Raw genomic sequence first — 14,864 nt, 5'->3', positions numbered from 1 at the left:
CGTCGGCATCCTGCACGGGATCGGCGGGGAGGGCGAGGTGGACGCTCGGGGGATCGCCCCGGGATCGTGCCGCCGGGGTCCTTCACCTCACGCTGCCCGGCCAGCATTCAGCGCCGTCCCACCGCTGGACGGTGATGGATTGATCCCCGTCCCGCAGGCCGAGAAAGCTCAGGAAGACCGGGCCGAAGGCGATCATCTTGTCCACCGAGCGCGGGCGCTCCGTGACGTGCACGGACAGCTTCCGGTCGATCTCCGCGCGATCCTGGGTCGGGTCGAAGACCGCGATGGCATGAGCGACGACGAGAATCACCGCGCGGCGCCAACCGCCATGCCCGACCGGGCCGCTGACCGCCAGGTAGTCTGCGCGGCCCGCGTCGAAGTGGAGCGTGAAGAACCCGCTCCGATCCCCGCTCTCGTCGGTCCGCAGCATGAAAGCAAAGCTGGCGGCGTCCTTATTCGCCGTCAAATCCTCGATCTCGAAATCCGGCAGCTCGCGACGGAACCGCTCCACGAGGCTCTGCCGCAGCAGCGCTGCATTCTGCGGGAAGGGGGCTTTGCGACATCCCGCTTCGGCCTTCGGCGCCAGGGCGGCCCTGCCGTCCGGCGCCTGCGCTTCCGGTCCCTGAGGCTCCCGGGCCTGCGCGGCCGTCCGTGCCGCCGAGCGCCGGTCCATCTCGGCGGCGAAGTCCTCCGGGCTGCGCTCCAGGAACAGCGGCATCGCAGCCTGGAACTCGGCCAGCGTGTCGCCCGCCGGACAGGTCGTGAAGGCACCCTTCTCCTTCTGCAAGTCCGGTTCCTGCGCCGCCATCTCCATGCGGAAGGCGTCCAGCTTCGCCGTCAGGCCGGCCCGCTGCCTGGCGGTGGTGGCGATGTCGCAATGCGCGATCAGGTCCTGCAGCATCAGCCCGTACAGGAAGGCGGCCTGCCGCGCCCGCGGCGGGGCCGCCGGCTGCAGGGTCTTGAGAATCTCGCGCGCCTTAAAGACCATGACACCGTCGGTCTTGCGGTCCCACTCGGCCGCGAACGCCTCGGGCGTGGCGCGCAGGTAAAGGTCCAGAGCCTCGCGCACGATGGGATCGCCGGCCTCAGGGCACGGTCTGCCCGCCTCCTCCTTGAGCGTGGTTCGGATCGCGTCGTCGGCCTTGCGCATCTCCGGCCGCAGTGCCTCGACCTTGGCATCGAGCGTCCGACGCTGCCGGGCCGTGGTGGCGAGGTCGCAGCGCTCGACCTGATCCTGCAACCCCCGGCCGACGAGGTAGGCGCCCAGCCGCGCCTCCGTCGGCAAGGGTTCGCCGGCAGGTGAGGGCGCCGGCCCGGCAGGACGTGGCGCGACCTCGGCGGACAGCGTCGGGCCCGCCACGGGTGGCGACGTCCCGGTGGAGGGCGAGGCGCCGATGGCCGGGGTCGAAGCCCCCGCTGCGGACGGGGTACCCGCGGCGGGGCCCGGCTGCGGGACAGCCGGAACCGGCTCGTCGCGGTTGCAGCGGAGCACGACGTCGTAGGCCTGTCGCAACCCGGTGAGGTCGAACGGCACCCGGGTGCCCCCGGCCTCGATCACCACCCGCGTGGCAGCCTGGAACCGGGACAGCACCGAGAACGGGAACAGCGTGCCGAGGGCGTAGCTGTCGGCCACGAGCTCGCCGGGCAGGGGCACGATCTCCTGCGCCGCCCCCTGGCCCTCGAGCCGATAGCGCGGCTTGGGCGGCTTGCCGGCCTTCCAGTCCCAGCGCTCGTAGGCGACCGTCAGGGCGAGGCCGCGGCTCTTCGGCGTGACGATGACCGCCTTCTCGGCGTTGCCGTCGCTCGCCTCGAGGCTGGTGCGCAGCGCGTTGCAACCGAGGCCGCCGACCGGTCCGCCGTCGGGGCGCTGGATGTCGAAGCCGCCGGCTTTCGCGTAGAGCGTGTCCTCGGCCGCGGCGGGCAAGGCCGCGCCGACGAGGCCGGCCAAAGCCGGCAGCCACACGCGAACCCGCTTCCCTGCCCGCATTCCCGGCCCCCGAACGGTCGAGGGCCGGACCGGTCGGCCCGCGCACGCCCTCTGTCCGCAGGTCACCACAGGGCCGGGAGGCCGCCTATCGTCACTGGTGACGATGACGGCATGTCGCAACGCCAGGGTCACGAGCCGGCACGGCATCCAAGGCCGGTCCCGATGCCTCATACCGCCGCGCCTTCGACCGCATCCGCTCGAAGGCGCACGGCAAGACCGAGCGGGCGCCGGCGCTAAGGCGCGAGGGGATCATCCGGCCGTGCCGTGACGCGGCCTGAGCCTGTGGCGGATGCGGCCACGGCGGGCACGCCCTATCGCAGGTTCCCCGGCGCGGCGGGCGAGGGGGCGGGAACGCTACACCCGCGTGCAGTCCAGGTTCTCGCGGTAGCCGCGGGCGGTCGTGTAGTCGATCCGGAGGCCGTCCTTCGTCGCGCTCGCCCCGGTGATCGTGCCGCCGGCCTTGGCGACCGGGTTGGGGCTCAGCGCCCCGCCGACGCTGCGCACCGTCCCGAGATCGACGTAGCTCGATCCCATCCACATCCGGCAGTGGTATGATCCGTCGGGAACAGGGCCACCGGAGCCCCCGCCCGCCTGGGCGAGCGCCGCAGAGCACAAAGCCGCCGCGACGCTCAGTCCACCGGGGATCCACGCGAACCGCATCATCGTCCATCCTCCCGGGCCGCCCGCCGCGATCTCACTTCATGGTGTCCCGCGTGCAATCCGCGCCGTTCCAGCGGTCGACGACGAGCGCCTGATTGCCGTCCTTCAGCTGCGTGACTTGCAGGTAGACGGAGCCGAACGGGATCCTGTCGGGGACGCTGTGAACGCGCTCCTTGACATGGGGGGCGACTGTCCTGCCGACCGCCCCGACGGCCTGGGTCGCGTCGTAGACATTGATGACGTGGCTCGCGACGAGCGTCATCGCCTGGCGCCAGTCGCTGCGCGCGACCGGGGCGGCGATCAGCACGCGGCCGAACCGGCCCGCGACCCGGTCGAGGACGACGAAGCCGCGCGGGCCCGCATCCTTCTCGGTCAGCGGCGCGAACACGAAGGTCGCCTCATGCTCGTTGGAGGCCGCCTTCTCGATCACGAAGGCCGGAAGATCGCGGCGGAACCGCTCCGTGAACGCCTTCTCCGCCTGCGCCTCGTCCTGCGGGAACGAGCCGAGGCGGCAGCCCGGCTCGGCGTTCGGCGGCGCCGGCAGGGCCGCCGTCCGGCCCGCCTGACGGCGGTCCATCTCGGCGGAGAACTCCTCGGGGCTGCGCTCCAGGAACAGCGGCATCACGGTCTGGAAATCGGACACCTCGCCGGCCGGCGGGCAGGTCGTGAAGGCGCCCTTCTGCTTTTGCAGTTCCGCTTCCTGGGCCGGCATCTCGGCGCGGAAGCCGTCCAGCTTCGCCTTCAGCCCGGCCCGCTGCCTGGCGGTGGTGGCGATGTCGCAATGCGCGATCAGGTCCTGGAGCACGAGCCCGTACAGGAAGGTCGCGACCCGCGCCCGCGGCGGGCCCGCCGGCTTGAGCGCCGCGAGGATCTGACGCGCGACGCGGGCCCCGACGCCGCTGCGCTTGCCGTCCCACTCGGCGGCGAATTCCTCGGGCGTCGTCCGGACATACATCTCGAGCGCCTGGCGGAGCGACGGGTCGTCGCCGCCGCACGGCACTCCCGCCTGCTTGTCGATCGCGAGCTGGATCGCTGTCTCGGCCCGGGTCATCTCCGGCCGCAGGGCCGCGAGCTTGGCGTCCAGCGTTGCGCGCTCCCGGCTCGTCGTGGGGAGGTCGCAGCGCTCGAAGACGCTCTTGAGGCCGCGACCCAGCATGTACGCGGCGAGCCGCGCCTCCGTGGGCAGCGGCGCCTGGCCCGGCGGAGCGGCTTGACCGGGCGGGGAGCCCTGAACCGGGGGCGAGGCCTGGGCGACGGGGGGCAAGGCCTGGATGGTCGCAGGGGCCGTCGCGGAGGGCGCCGCGGCCGGCGATGCCGTCCCCGCGACGGGTCCCGGCGGGGCGGGGGGCTCGTTGCGGTTGCAGCGGAGCACGGCATCATAGGCCGGTCGGATGCCGGCGAGATGGAACGTCACCGCGCTGCCGTTCGCCTCGACCACCACCCGCGTGGCGGCTTGCAGCCGGGGCACGAGGGCAACCGGGAAGAGGGCGCCGATGGCCAGGCCGTCGGCCACGATCGCCCCGACCGGCACGATCTCCTGCAGCGGGTTCTGGTCGCCGATCCGGTAGCGGAGCGTCGGCGGCTGCCCGGCCTTCCAGCTCCAGCGCTCGTAGGCGACCGAGAAGGCGACACCGCCAGTCTTCGGAGCGACGATGACGGCCTTCTCGGCGTTGCCGTCGCTCGCCTCAAGGGTGCTGCGCAGCATGCGGCAGCCGAGGCCGTTGGCCGGGCCGCCGGCAGGGCGGATGACGTCGTAGCCGCCGGCCTTGGCGTAGAGCGACTCCGGCATCGCGGCCGCATTCTGGGCGACGGCCGTGCCGACGAGTCCGGCCAGCGCCGGCAGCCCCACCAGAGCCCGCATCCCTGCCCGCATCCTCGGCCCCCTGGAACATCCGAGGGCCGATCGCATCGCGTCCGGGCCAGCTCGCGCAGCCAGGTCACCACAGGGCCGGGCACGCGCCTAGATCATGAGTGACGATGACGACGTGTCGCATCCGGGAGGGGGCCCCGCGGCATGGATCCTGTCCTGGACGCTCGGCTCCCCGGCGCCGCTCCGGCACGCCGCCGCGGGAATGCGGCTCGGCAAGACGGTCACGCACGCGCTCTCGGGCGCGCCGTGACGCTCCGGTCGTCCTCGCCCTCCAGGCATCCGAGCCCGGCCAGCGTCTCGCGTACGGCCCGGTCGAGGGGGGTGTGCGGCTCGGCCCCCAGAACCTGCACGAGACGGTCGTTGCGCATCCGGATCGGCTCCCGCCACAGGTAGCGCATCTCCCGGATCTCCCGGGCGAGCGGCCAGAACGGCGCGGCAAGCGGCAGCAACGCCCAGGGGAAGCGCCGCACCCGCACGGGGGCGCCTACCGCGCGGACGATCGCCGCGATCATCTGCCGGCCGTCCGGATCCCAGTGTCCGTCCATGCTGAACGTCGCGAAGCGCGGCAGCTCGGCCTCACGGGCGGCCAGGCGCACCATCGCCTCGGCGACGTCGGGCAGGTAGGCCCATTGATGGCCGATCCCTGGCGTGCCGGGATCGAGCACCCGCCGCACCGGCCGGCCCGGCCGCACCAGGGCGGTGGAGAACCAGGAATTGGCGGTGGTGCGCGGCCCGAAGAAGTCGCCGGCCCGCAGGATCAGGCTGCGCACGCCGGAATCCCGCAGGTGCGCCTCCATGGCGATGCGGATGCGGCCCTTCGCCGTCCGGGCCGTCTGGGGGGCGTCGTCGCCCGGGTTCGGGCCGGCGTCGCGGCCGTAGACATAGACGTTGCCGGGCAGGAGCAGGCGGGCCTCGGCCGTCCCGGCCGCCGCGATCGAGGCGTCGAGCATCGGCAGCACCAGCCGGTCCCAGTCGCGGTAGCCGGGCGGGTTGACCGCGTGGACGAGCAGCGACGCGCCCGCCGCGGCGGCGGTCACGTCGGCGGGCTTCATCGCGTCGCCGCGCATCCAGGCGAACCCGTCGCCGTCCCGCGCCACCCGGCCGGGATCGCGGTGCAGGGCCCGCACCGTCCAGCCGTCCTGCCGGAGGCGTTGCGCCACCGCGTTGCCGATCCCGCCCGTCGCGCCCAGAACCAGGGCCGTCCTCGCCGTCATCACGCTCTCCTCGTCCGGTGGCGGGGGGAGATGTGCCAGGGCGTCGGCACCCTGAAAATTGCCGAAGCCCGGCGATCGGCTATACGAAACCGTATGACCGAACCGAGCTGGGACCATTACCGCGCCGCGCTCGCCGTGCTGGAGGAGGGCTCGCTCTCCGGCGCCGCGCGGGCGCTCGGGCTGACCCAGCCGACCCTCGGCCGGCAGATCGCGGCCCTGGAGCAGGCCCTCGGGGTCGCCCTGTTCACGCGCTCGCCCGCCGGCCTCGCGCCGACCGAGGCCGCCCTGACGCTGGCGCCCTACGGGCGCTCGCTCCGGGCGACGGCCGAGGCGCTGCACCGGGCGGTGACGGCGGAGGCGGAAGGCCTGACGGGACGGGTGCGGATCACCGCCTCGGAGGTGGTCGGGGCCGAGGTGCTGCCGCCGATCCTGGCCGACCTGCACGCCCGCCATCCCGGCCTCACCGTCGACGTGGTGCTCTCCGACCGGATGCAGGACCTGCTGCGGCGCGACGTCGACATCGCCGTCCGGATGGCGCCGCCGACACAGGAGGCTCTGGTGGCGCGCCGGGTCGGCACGGTCCGCCTCGGCCTCTACGGCCACCGCCGCTACCTCGCCCGGCGCGGCGTGCCGGAGGTCCCGGCGGACCTCGCCCGGCACAGCGTCGTCGGTTTCGACGCCGAGACGCCGTTCCTGCGGGTGATGATGCACCACGCCCCGGCGCTGGCCGGGGCGGGATTCGCCTGGCGCAGCGACAGCACGCTCGCGCAGCTCGCGGCTGTGCGGGCCGGGTTCGGCCTCGGCGCCTGCCACACGGTGCTCGCCGCCCGCGACCCCGGCCTGATCCGGATCCTGCCGGAGATCGTCTGGGAGCTGCCGACCTTCGTGGCGATGCACGAGGACCTGCGCTCCTTGCGCCGCTGCCGGGTGGCGTTCGACGCGTTGGCGGAGGGCATGGCGGCGTATTGCGCGGAGTGAGCGGGGCGGCGCCCCGCCCCTCAGCCCTTGTCCAGCCCGGCGATCGCCCGGGCGAAGTCCCGCGCCGCGAAGGGCTCCAGGTCGTCGACCCCCTCGCCGACGCCGATGAAGTGGACCGGCAGGCCGAACTTCGCGGCGAGCGCCACCAGGATGCCGCCGCGTGCCGTCCCATCCAGCTTGGTCATGACCAGGCCGGTGACGCCGGCGGCCTTCTGGAAGATCTCGACCTGGCTGAGCGCGTTCTGGCCCACCGTGGCGTCGAGGACGAGGAGCACGGCGTGGGGCGCCTCCTCGTCGAGCTTGCGGATGACCCGGATCACCTTCTCGAGCTCGGCCATCAGCCCGGTCTTGTTCTGCAGCCGGCCGGCGGTATCGATCATCAGGATGTCGGTGCCGGCCTCGCGGGCGGCCTGGAGCGCGTCGAAGGCGAGGCCGGCGGCGTCCGACCCTTGCGCCCGCGCCACCACCGGCGCGCCGGTGCGCGCGCCCCACACCCGCAGCTGCTCGATCGCCGCGGCCCGGAAGGTGTCGCCGGCGGCCAGCATGACGCTGTGCCCCTGCGCCCGGAACTTCTGCGTGAGCTTGCCGATCGTCGTGGTCTTGCCGGCGCCGTTGACGCCGATCATCAGGATCACGAACGGCTTCTTGGTCGTGTCGATGACGAGCGGCTGGGCGACCGGATCGAGGGCGCGCTCGACCTCCGTCGCCAGGATGCCCCGCACCTCGTCGGGGGCGATGCCCTTCTCGTAGCGGCCCTTGCCGACGGCCTCGGCGATCCGGGCCGCGGTATCGAGGCCGAAATCGGCCTGGATCAGCGCGTCCTCCAGCTCCTCCAGGGTGTCGGCGTCGAGCTTGCGCTTGGTGAACAGCCCGGTGACCCGGTCGGACAGGGCCGAGGAGGTGCGCTTGAGGCCGCCGGTCAGCCGGCCCCACCAGCTGCGCTTCTCCTCCGCCGTCTCGGACGGGGGCGGGGGCTGGAAGATCTGGAGCGGCGCTTCCTCCGGTGCAGGCTCCCCGACGGCCTCCGCCACGGGCACCGGCTCGGGCTCGGGCTCCGCCAGGGAGACCGGCTCGGGATGTTCGGGCTCGGGCGCCGCCGGCACCACGCCCTCGGGCTGCACGCCGTCGACCGGTTCGAGGTCGGCGCCGGCAAGCTCGTCGGGCAGGTCCTGCTCCGGCTCGGTCTCGGGCGAGGCCTCGGTCACCGTCGGCGGGGCCGGGAGGATGTCGTCGGCAGCGGTCGCGAAGTCGGGCACGCCCTCCGACAGGGTGCCGGTCGGCTCCGTCGGTATCGCCTCGGCGGGATCGGGCTCAGGCGCGGGACCGGGCGCCGCTTCGGGCGTCTCCGCGGGGGTCTCGATCGGCGTCTCGGCCTTCCGGCCGAACAGGCGGCCGAACCAGCCCGGCTGTTTGGTCTCACTCATCCGCACTTGCTCCCGACCCTTCGGACGATCTAGGGCGGCCTGCCCTCACTTTCGCCCGCATCCCCCCGCCGCTGCGACAGGCTCATGATCGTTGACGACATACTCGCGCGGCTCCTCTACCGCGATGCCCTTGTTCTCGTCATCGACAAGCCGGCGGGATTGCCGGTGCATCCCGGGCCGAAGGGCGGCGAGACGCTGACCCAGCACCTCGACGCCCTGCGCTTCGGCCTGCCGCGCCGGCCCGAGGCCGCCCACCGCCTCGACCGCGACACCTCCGGCTGCCTGGCGCTCGGTCGCCACGCCAAGGCGCTGGCCCGGCTGAACGCCCTGTTCGCGCAAGGACGCGCCGAGAAGACCTATTGGGCGCTGGTCGAGGGTGGGCCGTCGGAGGCGACGGGCGAGATCGACCTCCCCCTCGCGCGCCGCTCCGACGATCCGCGCAGCTGGTGGATGAAGACCGACCCCGCCGGCGATCCCTCGCTGACGCGCTGGCGGGTGTTGGGACGCGATGCAGCCACCGGGTTGACCTGGCTGGCGCTGAACCCGGTGACCGGGCGCACCCACCAGCTCCGCGTGCACTGCGCCGCGATGGGCTGGCCGATCCTCGGGGATCCGATCTACGGCAGCGCCCCGCGCCAGGGCGGGCCGGGTTTGCAGCTCCATGCCCGGACCCTCGCCCTGCCGCTCTACCCGAAGAAGCCGGCGATCACCGTCGAGGCGCCAGCGCCGGGACATATGCTCACCGGACTGGCGGCCTGCGGCCTCTGATACCCTCGCGCCTTCGAACGGATCCGTTCGAAGGCGCGGCGGTATGAAACGGACCGTCTGTCAGCAGCCGGCCCCGACGACGCGGTCGCGCCCCTCGCGCTTCGCCCGGTAGAGGAGGTGGTCGGCCCTCCGGATCAAGTCGAGAGGCGTGCTCGCCTCGGTGCAGGCGGCCGTGAGAACCCCGAAGCTCGCCGTCACCACCCCGGCGACCGGTGAGGCCGCGTGCGGAATCGCCAGCGCTGCCACGGCGGCGCGGAGCCCCTCGGCGAGCGCCCGAGCCTGCGCCTCCGTGGTGTTCGGGAGCACGCAAGCGAATTCCTCGCCGCCATAGCGCGCGACGAGGTGGTCGCTCCGGCGCATCGCGCCGGTCAGGGCCGCCGCGACCCGGGCCAGGCACGCATCGCCCTCGATATGGCCGTAGCGGTCGTTGAAGGCCTTGAAGGCATCGATGTCGAGCAGGATCAGCGAGAACGGTTCGCCCGTGCGGGCATGGTGCCGGATCGTCGTCGCCAGGACGGTGTCGAGGTGACGCCGGTTGGCCAGTCCCGTCAGCGCATCGGTGATGCTGAGGACGTGGATTCGGTCGTTGAGGGCCCGGAGATCGGCCTCGGCCTGCTTCTGGGCAGTGATGTCGCGCACCACCGAGCAATTATAGGCCTTGCCCTTGAAGGCGACCAAACTGGCCGTCACCTCGACGGAAATCGGCTCGCCCAGCCGCGACGTATTCACGGTCTCGAGCTTCACCGCCCCCGTCCGTTCGAGTTCGTGCCAATGCTCGCGCCACTGCGCCTCGTCGAAGAGCGGATCGACGTCCCACACCCGCATGCGCAGAAATTCGTCCGCCGAGTAGCCGAGAAGCACGGTCGCCGCCCGGTTGACATAGACGTATCTGGCGTCGCGATCGAGCCAGATGATCATGTCGGCGATCGTATCCAGGGAATGCCGCAGCAGCATCGACCAGTGCTCGTCGTCGAGATCGAGCAAGCGGTCGTCGAGGGAGGTGTTCCGGGACGGTGGCATGCCAGGCAGATCGTCGGTGGGGCCGTTGCAGCGAGGCTGGAGTGACGGCGAAACCCTGCACGGTTGCCACGGCGCATGCGCCGGGCAAGATGCGGGACATAACTAGCCTATAACCTGCTTTCCTTAAGGGAAAAGCGAGCGGTCCGACGCGGGGGCGAGGCTCGCTCGCAACCGGGATCACGCCGCCCGCAGCACCTGCCCGTCATGCCCGGCGATGTGCAGGTCGACCAGCGCCCCCGCCGCCACGCCCTCCGGCAGCCGCACCGGCAGGAAACCCTCCGTGCGCCCGATTCCGCCGCGCTCGGCCAGCACCCGGCGGGTCTCGCCGACCTCGCGGTCGAGGCGGCGGGCGAAGGCGGCGGCGCCGGCCGCGCGCAGGCGGGCGGCGCGGTCGCGGATCTCGCCCGCGGCGACCTGCGGCATCCGGGCGGCCGGCGTACCCGGGCGGGGCGAGTAGGGGAAGACGTGAAGCTGGGCGAGGCCGCATTCCTCGACGAGGGCGAGGGAGCGGGCGAACTGCGCCTCGGTCTCGGTCGGAAAGCCGGCGATCAGGTCGGCGCCGAACACCGCGTCGGGTCGCCGACGCCGGATCTCGGCGCAGAACCGGATCGCGTCGTCGCGGCCGTGGCGGCGCTTCATACGCTTGAGGATCAGGTCGTCGCCGGCCTGGAGCGAGAGGTGGAGATGCGGCATCAGCCGCGCCTCCTCGGCGAAGGCCGCGACCAGCTCCGCATCGGCCTCGACGGAATCGATCGAGGACAGGCGCAGCCGGTCGAGTTCGGGCACCGCCCGCAGGATCGCCCGCACCAGGGCGCCGAGGGTGGAGCCGTCGAGGTCGCGGCCATAGGCCGTGAGGTCGACGCCGGTCAGCACCACCTCGCGGGTGCCGGCCTCCACCAGGGCACGGACCTGCGCGACGACGCTCGCCGCCGGCACGGAGCGCGAGTTGCCGCGGCCGAACGGGATGACGCAGAAGGTGCAGCGATGGTCGCAGCCGTTCTGCACCGGCAGGAAGGCGCGGGTGCGCGCCCGCATCGGCGCGGCGTCGGGCAGCGGATCGGGCCGGGGCGCCATCACGTCGTCGATCCGGATCCGTTCCGGCGCGGGATCGGCCCAGGCCGCCGGATCGAGCTTGCGGCGGTTGCCGAGGATCTCGGCCACTTCCGGCATGGCGGCGTAGGACGCGGTCTCGACCTGCGCGCCGCAGCCGGTGACCACCACCCGCGCCGCCGGGTTCGCCCGGGCGGCCGCCCGGATCGCCTTGCGGGCCTGCCGGCCGGCCTCGCTCGTGACCGCGCAGGTATTGACGAGGAGAAGGTCGGTGCGGCCCGCGGCCTCCGCCTGCCGGCGCATCGCCTCCGATTCGGCGGCGTTGAGGCGGCAGCCGAAGCTCAGGACCTCCACGGACATCAGGCCGCCTCGAACAGCGAGGCTGCGAAGGTCCCCTCGTGCTCCAGCTCGGTCGGGCCGGTCATGCGGACGTGGTCGTCCTCGCCCCAGGCAATGCTGAGATCGCCGCCCGGCAGGGTGACGGTGGCCGTGCGGTCGGTGAGGCGCAGGCGCGACGCCGCGACGAGGGCGGCGCAGGCGGCGGTGCCGCAGGCCCGGGTCAGGCCGGCGCCGCGCTCCCAGACCCGCAGGCTCAGATGCGAGCGGTCGATGACCTGGGCGAGCGAGATGTTGGCCCGGTCCGGGAAGATCGGGTGCGATTCGAGCAGCGGGCCGATCCGGGCGAGGTCGTAGGTCTCGGGATCGCGATCGACGAAGAACACCGCGTGCGGGTTGCCCATGCTGACCGCGCCCGGCGAATGCAGCACCGGATCGTCGATCGGCCCGATCTGCAACTCGATGCGGCGGGTATCGGGGAACGGCTCTGCGAGCGGGATCTCGTGCCATCGCAGGCGCGGCGCCCCCATGTCGACGGTGAAGTCCACGGGCGACACGCGCACCACGTCGAGGAGGCCCGGGCGGGTCTCGAGGGTCAGGCGCTCGCCCGTGACCGGGCGGGCCATCACCGGATCGTCCAGCATCGCCCAGGCGACGCAGCGGGTGCCGTTGCCGCAGGCGCCGGCCTCCGAGCCGTCGGTGTTGTAGATCCGCACATAGGCGTCGGTGCCCGGGGTGACGGGATCGTGCAGCACCATCATCTGGTCGAAGCGGGAGGCCGGATCGGCCGCGATGGCGCGGGCCTCGTCCGGCTGCACGCGGATGTCGCTGCCGCGCAGGTCCAGCACCACGATCTCGTTGCCGAGGCCGTTCATCTTCAGGAAGCGGCGATGGGCGAGGGGCGACACGAGGCAGACTCCGGCTGTGACCGCTCAGGTGGGGATCGGGCGGTGTATGGACCAGAACCGGCGCGCAGGCGAGCGGCGTAACGGCTCGCTCACGCTTCCGCGATGAGCCTGCAACGGCTTTGCGCTTGACGCGTTCGACCCGTCCGGCGATGCCGACCCACGCTGAAGCCGCCCGGAGCGCTCCGCCCGTGATGAAGACCCGCCTCCCGACGATCGCGATCGGCCTCGCGGCCTCCCTGGCCTGCGGCGCTTCGGTGCTGGCCCAGCCGGCCCAAGCCCCTGCGCCCGCCCCGTCCCAAGCCCCTGCGCCCGCCCCGGCGCCGTCGCCCGCCGCCCCCCCGGCCGGCACGCCGTCCCCGGCGCAATCGACCCCGCTGCCGACCACCACGGCGCCGGGCCCCGGCCCGGGCCCGAACCAGGCGCCGACCCCGCCCGCCCCCGAGAAGGCGCTGCCGCCCGCGACCCCGGTGCCGCCGGCCGCCGGCCGCGTGCCGCTCGTCGCCAATCCGGGCGACCCGTCCGACGTCGACGAGGTGACGCTGCCGGCCAAGCCCGCGGCGATCCTGTCCGGCAGCGCGAAGTGGGACCAGGCGGTGCCGAGCCTCAAGGACGCGGTCGCCAAGGTCGAGGCGGCGCTCGCCCAAGCCGGCATCAAGGCGACCGGCAAGCCGCTCTCGGTCTTCACCCGCACCGACGACGACGGCTTCCAGTACGAGGTGATGGTGCCGGTGGAGGCCGCCCCGAACCCGCGCCCCGCCGGCCTTCCCGACGACCTGCGCTTCGGCGCGACCCCGAGCGGCAAGGCCCTGCGCTTCACCCACAAGGGCCCCTACGAGGGCATCGACCAGACCTACGAGACGGTGACGGCCTATCTCGACGCCAAGGGCATCATCGTCCAGGACGCCTTCGTGGAGGAGTACCTGACCCCGCTGGCGAGCCCGTCGGACGAGGCGCTCGAGGTCAACATCTACGCGCTGCCGAAGTAGGAGGCGCCGACGCGCTCGCTGTTCCGGACGCGAGCAGCGAAGCGGAAGGCGATCCGGGACAGGAGCGAGGCTTCGAGCCTCGCCTCTACTTCATCGCCCGCACCCGCGCCAGGAACGCGTCGTAGTTCTGGGGCGTGAGAATCCCGACCAGCTTCTCGCGGATGCGCCCGTCCGGACCGATCACGAAGGTCTCGGGCACGCCGTAGACCCCGAGATCGATGCCGACGCGGCCGTCCTCGTCGGCGCCGACGGCCTTGAACGGGTTGCCGTGGCGGCCGAGGAAGCGGCGGCCGTTCTCGGGCTGGTCCTTGTAGTCGATGCCGACGAGGTTCACCCCGTCGCGCGACAGCCGCACCAGCATCGGATGCTCGACCTGGCAGGGCGCGCACCACGACGCCCAGACGTTCAGCACCGTCACCTTGCCCTGGAAGTCGGCGGCATTCAGGCCCGGCACCGCGGCGCCGCTTTCCGTCAGGCCGGGCACCGGCGGCAGGGTGAAGGCGGGCACCGGTCGGCCGATCAGGGCCGAGGGTACGGCGGAGGGGTCGTAGCCGGTGGTGAGCAGCTTGCCGAGGAAGATGCCGGCGAGCGCGGCGAACGCCAGCAGCGGCAGCAGGAACAGCAGCCGCGAGCGCCGCGGCGCCTCCTCCGCGTCGTCGGCCGGATGCAAGGGGGCGTCGCTCACCGGCGACCCCGCGGCGGTTCCTGCGCCAGGCGGGCGAGCGCCCGCTCCTGCGCCCGCCGGTCGAGGATCGCGTGGGCGACGAGGCCGAGGATCACCAGGGCGGTGAAGCCGTAGGCCCCGAGGATGAAGGCGGCGTGGGGTCCGAGATCCATGGTCACGCCGCCTGAGGCGCCATCAGGGCGGCGTCGAGCCGCTCGGCCTCGAGGATCGTCAGGGTGCGGACCCGCCGGCGCAGGATCTCGGTCCGCATCGCCTGGAGATGCAGGGCGATGCCGAGCACCGAGGCGGCGACGATCATGACGAGGAGGGGGTAGAGCATGGTCGGGTGGATGGTCGAACCGCCCATGCGCAGGATCGAGGCCGGCTGGTGTAGGGTCGACCACCAGTTCACCGAGAACTTGATGATCGGCAGGTTGACGGCGCCGACGAGGGTCAGGATCGCCACCGCCCGGGCGGCCCGGTTCGGGTCCTCGATGGTGCGCCACAGGGCGAGCAGCCCGCAATAGATCAGGAACAGCACCAGCATCGAGGTCAGGCGCGCGTCCCACACCCAGTAGGTGCCCCACATCGGCTTGCCCCAGAGCGAGCCGGTGACGAGGCAGATCAGCGTGAAGGCGGCGCCGATCGGGGCCGCGGCGCGCTGCGCCACGTCGGCGAGGGGATGGCGCCAGATCAGGGTGCCCAGCGCCGAGACCGCCATGGCGCCGTAGAAGAACACCGCCATCCAGGCCGCCGGGACGTGGATGAACATGATCCGCACCGTCTCGCCCTGCTGGTAGTCGGGCGGGGCCACGAACCAGGTCAGGTACTGGCCGAGCGCCAGCAGCGCGACCGCGAGCCCCGCCACCCAGGGCAGGACGGCCCCGGACCAGCGCATGAAGTGGCCGGGCTGCGCCAGCCGCGTGAGGAGACCCATCGACATGGCGCCGGTGTAGCGCGGCGGCGCCTCCGTGAGCAATGCGGACGAACGGCGCAGAC

Annotated in this window: 14 protein-coding genes; 3 read left to right on the top strand and 11 right to left on the bottom strand. The window is 72.9% G+C overall.

Annotation, left to right across the window (positions count from 1 at the left end):
• Positions 1–82: 82 nt before the first annotated feature.
• The 4 genes from FF100_RS11470 to FF100_RS11455 all read right to left on the bottom strand — a co-directional run bounded on the left by FF100_RS11470 (position 83) and on the right by FF100_RS11455 (position 5,731).
• Positions 83–2,119 (bottom strand): hypothetical protein, encoded by a 2,037-nt coding sequence (locus FF100_RS11470; RefSeq protein ID WP_139035855.1) that lies wholly within the window; start codon positions 2,117–2,119, stop codon positions 83–85.
• Between the two features lie 222 nt (positions 2,120–2,341).
• On the bottom strand, positions 2,342–2,521 hold the full coding sequence (locus tag FF100_RS11465) for a hypothetical protein (RefSeq protein WP_139035854.1): 180 nt from the start codon (positions 2,519–2,521) through the stop codon (positions 2,342–2,344).
• A 160-nt stretch (positions 2,522–2,681) separates the two neighbouring features.
• Positions 2,682–4,508: a hypothetical protein gene (locus FF100_RS37000; RefSeq protein ID WP_171070127.1), complete on the bottom strand. Its 1,827-nt coding sequence runs from the start codon at positions 4,506–4,508 to the stop codon at positions 2,682–2,684.
• Positions 4,509–4,738: 230 nt separating this feature from the next.
• A complete protein-coding gene (locus FF100_RS11455; protein ID WP_139035853.1) occupies positions 4,739–5,731 on the bottom strand; it encodes an NAD(P)H-binding protein in 993 nt (330 codons plus the stop codon).
• A gap of 93 nt (positions 5,732–5,824) precedes the next feature.
• Here FF100_RS11455 and FF100_RS11450 point away from each other — a divergent pair, with 93 nt between their 5' ends.
• Positions 5,825–6,709 (top strand): LysR family transcriptional regulator, encoded by an 885-nt coding sequence (locus FF100_RS11450; RefSeq protein WP_139035852.1) that lies wholly within the window; start codon positions 5,825–5,827, stop codon positions 6,707–6,709.
• A 20-nt stretch (positions 6,710–6,729) separates the two neighbouring features.
• On the opposite strand, the gene ftsY is transcribed toward FF100_RS11450, so the two are convergent.
• Entirely contained in the window at positions 6,730–8,133 is a 1,404-nt protein-coding gene (ftsY, locus tag FF100_RS11445; RefSeq protein ID WP_139035851.1) for a signal recognition particle-docking protein FtsY, read from the bottom strand.
• An 84-nt stretch (positions 8,134–8,217) separates the two neighbouring features.
• On the opposite strand from ftsY, the gene FF100_RS11440 reads away from it, so the two are divergent.
• Positions 8,218–8,901: an RluA family pseudouridine synthase gene (locus FF100_RS11440; protein ID WP_139035850.1), complete on the top strand. Its 684-nt coding sequence runs from the start codon at positions 8,218–8,220 to the stop codon at positions 8,899–8,901.
• Between the two features lie 60 nt (positions 8,902–8,961).
• On the opposite strand, the gene FF100_RS11435 is transcribed toward FF100_RS11440, so the two are convergent.
• The 3 genes from FF100_RS11435 to dapF form a co-directional block, all read right to left on the bottom strand.
• Positions 8,962–9,921 carry a diguanylate cyclase gene (locus FF100_RS11435; RefSeq protein WP_246102026.1) on the bottom strand — a complete coding sequence of 320 codons (960 nt, stop codon included), beginning with the start codon at positions 9,919–9,921 and terminating at the stop codon, positions 8,962–8,964.
• 177 nt (positions 9,922–10,098) lie between these two features.
• On the bottom strand, positions 10,099–11,331 hold the full coding sequence (gene mtaB, locus FF100_RS11430; protein ID WP_139035849.1) for a tRNA (N(6)-L-threonylcarbamoyladenosine(37)-C(2))-methylthiotransferase MtaB: 1,233 nt from the start codon (positions 11,329–11,331) through the stop codon (positions 10,099–10,101).
• Positions 11,331–12,215, bottom strand: coding sequence for a diaminopimelate epimerase (gene dapF, locus FF100_RS11425; protein ID WP_139035848.1), 885 nt, complete (start codon positions 12,213–12,215; stop codon positions 11,331–11,333). Before dapF ends, mtaB begins: the two co-directional genes overlap by 1 nt.
• A gap of 191 nt (positions 12,216–12,406) precedes the next feature.
• Between dapF and FF100_RS11420 the strand changes: the two genes are divergently transcribed.
• On the top strand, positions 12,407–13,201 hold the full coding sequence (locus FF100_RS11420) for a GyrI-like domain-containing protein (protein ID WP_246102025.1): 795 nt from the start codon (positions 12,407–12,409) through the stop codon (positions 13,199–13,201).
• Positions 13,202–13,286: 85 nt separating this feature from the next.
• Here FF100_RS11420 and FF100_RS11415 read toward each other — a convergent pair whose 3' ends face one another.
• The 3 genes from FF100_RS11415 to FF100_RS11405 are packed head-to-tail and all read right to left on the bottom strand — an operon-like array spanning position 13,287 to position 14,808.
• Complete coding sequence (locus FF100_RS11415; protein ID WP_425463301.1) at positions 13,287–13,886, bottom strand: DsbE family thiol:disulfide interchange protein; 600 nt, start codon at positions 13,884–13,886, stop codon at positions 13,287–13,289.
• Positions 13,883–14,038 carry a heme exporter protein CcmD gene (gene ccmD / locus FF100_RS11410; protein ID WP_139035846.1) on the bottom strand — a complete coding sequence of 52 codons (156 nt, stop codon included), beginning with the start codon at positions 14,036–14,038 and terminating at the stop codon, positions 13,883–13,885. Before ccmD ends, FF100_RS11415 begins: the two co-directional genes overlap by 4 nt.
• A gap of 2 nt (positions 14,039–14,040) precedes the next feature.
• Complete coding sequence (locus FF100_RS11405; RefSeq protein ID WP_139035845.1) at positions 14,041–14,808, bottom strand: heme ABC transporter permease; 768 nt, start codon at positions 14,806–14,808, stop codon at positions 14,041–14,043.
• Positions 14,809–14,864 lie beyond the last annotated feature (56 nt).

The organism is Methylobacterium terricola, from assembly GCF_006151805.1.
GTDB classification, from domain to species: domain Bacteria; phylum Pseudomonadota; class Alphaproteobacteria; order Rhizobiales; family Beijerinckiaceae; genus Methylobacterium; species Methylobacterium terricola.
This window is presented reverse-complemented; position numbering and strand designations above follow the sequence as displayed.

What these genes read in the sequence shown, in the direction of transcription:
- FF100_RS11405 (WP_139035845.1), bottom strand. Translation starts at nt 14,808, where the DNA reads ATGTCGATGGGTCTCCTCACGCGGCTGGCGCAGCCCGGCCACTTCATG.
- ccmD (WP_139035846.1), bottom strand. Translation starts at nt 14,038, where the DNA reads ATGGATCTCGGACCCCACGCCGCCTTCATCCTCGGGGCCTACGGCTTC.
- FF100_RS11450 (WP_139035852.1), top strand. Translation starts at nt 5,825, where the DNA reads ATGACCGAACCGAGCTGGGACCATTACCGCGCCGCGCTCGCCGTGCTG.
- FF100_RS37000 (WP_171070127.1), bottom strand. Translation starts at nt 4,508, where the DNA reads ATGCGGGCTCTGGTGGGGCTGCCGGCGCTGGCCGGACTCGTCGGCACG.
- FF100_RS11440 (WP_139035850.1), top strand. Translation starts at nt 8,218, where the DNA reads ATGATCGTTGACGACATACTCGCGCGGCTCCTCTACCGCGATGCCCTT.
- FF100_RS11435 (WP_246102026.1), bottom strand. Translation starts at nt 9,921, where the DNA reads ATGCCACCGTCCCGGAACACCTCCCTCGACGACCGCTTGCTCGATCTC.
- FF100_RS11455 (WP_139035853.1), bottom strand. Translation starts at nt 5,731, where the DNA reads ATGACGGCGAGGACGGCCCTGGTTCTGGGCGCGACGGGCGGGATCGGC.
- FF100_RS11420 (WP_246102025.1), top strand. Translation starts at nt 12,407, where the DNA reads ATGAAGACCCGCCTCCCGACGATCGCGATCGGCCTCGCGGCCTCCCTG.
- FF100_RS11465 (WP_139035854.1), bottom strand. Translation starts at nt 2,521, where the DNA reads ATGGGATCGAGCTACGTCGATCTCGGGACGGTGCGCAGCGTCGGCGGG.
- mtaB (WP_139035849.1), bottom strand. Translation starts at nt 11,331, where the DNA reads ATGTCCGTGGAGGTCCTGAGCTTCGGCTGCCGCCTCAACGCCGCCGAA.
- ftsY (WP_139035851.1), bottom strand. Translation starts at nt 8,133, where the DNA reads ATGAGTGAGACCAAACAGCCGGGCTGGTTCGGCCGCCTGTTCGGCCGG.